We start from the raw sequence: 2,462 nt of genomic DNA, 5'->3' as shown, positions 1-2,462 counted from the left end.
GCGTCTTCAAAGGCGTCGGCTACCCGGAGGATATCGGCCGCTTTTTCCGCCTGGAAGAATATTCCGCCTACCTGTGGATCGCCCATGCGCGCTTCCCCACGAACTCGCCGGCGTGGTGGGGCGGCGCCCACCCCTTCAGCCTGCTCCAGTGGTCCGTCGTGCACAATGGCGAGCTGTCATCCTACGGCATCAACAAGCGCTACGTCGAGCAGTTCGGCTACCGCTGTACCCTGCTGACCGATACCGAGGTCTTTGTCTATCTGCTGGACCTGTTTCTGCGCCGGCAGAAGCTCCCCTGGGAAATCATCCCCACCATCCTAGCCCCGCCTTTCTGGGACCAGATATACCGCACCGACTCCGCCCAGCGGCGTGCCCTCCTGACCGCCATCCGGCAGGTGTACGGCGCCGGCCTAGCCAACGGCCCCTTCAGCATCATCATCGGCCATCCGCGCGGCTTCATCGGCCTCACCGACCGCATCAAACTGCGCCCCCTCATCGCCGCTCGACACGGCGAGATGGCCTACCTGGCCTCCGAGGAATCGGCCATCCGCGCCATCTGTCCATCCCCCGATGAGATATGGGAGCCGCAGGCCGGCACCCCCGTGGATGAGCGTCTGTTCGAGGAGGTCGTGCTGTGAAAAACTTCCTGCCCTCCGACTTCCTTGTCCATATTGGCCCGGAATGCATCCTCTGCGGGCGCTGTGTGCGCGAGTGCAGTTTCGGCGTGCTGGAGCAGAAAGAGGGACGTATCATCGCCCACCATGCGCGCTGTGTGGCCTGTCAGCGCTGTGTGGTGTTCTGCCCGCGCTCGGCCATCGCCATCCTGCCGCATCCCTCCATCGGCCGGCACAACGCCTATTGGACCCCGGAACAGCGCCGCGCGCTCCTGCGCCAGGCACAGACCGGCGCCATCCTGCTGGCCGGCGCCGGCAATGACCAGCCCTACCTCAGCATCTGGGACCATCTGCTCCTCGACGCCAGCCAGGTCACCAACCCTCCCATCGACCCCCTGCGGGAGCCGATGGAGCTGGTCACCTTTATCGGGCGAAAACCCGACCATTTGGAGATCGTCCCGGATGAGAACGGCGAGCTGAAGTTGGTCACCGAACTACCTCCCCAGTTGAAGCTTGATACGCCCATCATCTTCGGCGCTATGTCCCTGGGAGCGGTGAACCTGCGGGTACACAAAATCCTGGCGGAAGCGGCGCGCCGTGCCGGCACCTACTTCAACTGCGGCGAGGGCGGCCTGCATGAAGAGCTGTACCCCTACGGCCAGAACACCATTGTGCAGGTGGCCTCCGGGCGCTTCGGCGTGCACCAGCGCTATCTTGATGCGGCGGCCGCTATCGAGATCAAAATCGGCCAGGGCGCCAAGCCGGGCATCGGCGGCCACCTGGCCGGCGAAAAAGTGACCGAGGAAATTGCCCGCACCCGCATGATTCCACCCGGCACCGATGCCATCTCCCCTGCCCCGCATCACGACATCTACTCCATCGAGGACCTGGCGCAGTTGATCTATGCGCTCAAAGAAGCCACGAACTACAGCAAGCCGGTCGGGGTGAAGATCGCCGCGGTGCACCACGTCGCCGCCATCGCCACCGGCGCAGCGCGCGCCGGCGCGGACTTCCTCACCATTGACGGCTTCCGCGGCGGCACCGGCGCCGCACCCCTGGTCATCCGCAACCATGTCGGGCTTCCCCTGGAGATCGCGCTGGCCGCGGTGGATGACCGCCTGCGCGAGGAGGGCATCCGCCATCAGGTCTCGCTCATCGCCTCCGGCGGCATCCGTTCCAGCGCCGATGTCATCAAGGCCATTGCGCTCGGCGCGGATGCGGTTGCCATCTGTACGGCCGCGCTGATTGCGCTGGGATGCACCCTTTGTCAGGCCTGCTACACCGGCCGCTGTGCCTGGGGCCTTACCACCCAGGACCCCGAGCTGATCAAGCGCCTGGATATTGACGAGGGAGTGGAACGGGTACAGAACCTACTGCGGGCCTGGACGCTGGAAATCAAGGAGGTCATGGGGGCGTTGGGCATCAACGCCATTGAAAGCCTGCGCGGCAACCGGGAGCGCCTGCGGAGTATAGGGTTGGACGTGCATACACAGGAAGTGCTGGGGGTGCGGCCGGCCGGCATGTGAGCCGGCGGCTGCCGAAGGGGAATGAGAAGGAGGTTAATGATGGAACTCCACGCACATCATTGGCACTATCGGGAAGTGAACCAATGGCTCCGCCGCTGTTCGCAGGATGGCATTCACCACGTCACCCTGCACGGGATTCGCGGACAGCGCTACATCGGCACTGGGCTAAATAACTCCCTGCGCATCCACATCCACGGCACCGCCGGCAATGACCTGGGCGCCTTTATGAACGGCGGGGAGATCGTCGTCTACGGCAACGCGCAGGACGGCGTCGGCAACACCATGAACGCCGGCCGCATCATCATCCACGGCCATGCCGGCG

3 protein-coding genes are annotated in these 2,462 nt (G+C 64.6%); all 3 read left to right on the top strand.

Features of this window, described 5'->3' with window-relative positions; translation table 11 throughout:
• Window positions 1-638 (top strand): glutamine amidotransferase family protein (locus tag H5T60_14065; GenBank protein MBC7243558.1); only part of this gene is annotated, 638 nt, incomplete at its 5' end.
• Complete coding sequence (locus H5T60_14060) at window positions 635-2,140, top strand: alpha-hydroxy-acid oxidizing protein (GenBank protein ID MBC7243557.1); 1,506 nt, start codon at window positions 635-637, stop codon at window positions 2,138-2,140. The genes H5T60_14065 and H5T60_14060, both read left to right, overlap by 4 nt.
• Window positions 2,141-2,176: 36 nt before the next feature.
• A partial coding sequence (locus H5T60_14055) for a hypothetical protein (protein MBC7243556.1) occupies window positions 2,177-2,462 on the top strand: 286 nt, incomplete at its 3' end.

The sequence above is a fragment of the Anaerolineae bacterium genome (assembly GCA_014360855.1).
GTDB lineage: Bacteria > Chloroflexota > Anaerolineae > JACIWP01 > JACIWP01 > JACIWP01.
Note: the sequence above shows the minus strand (reverse complement) of the source record. Positions and strands in the feature narration are given on the sequence as shown.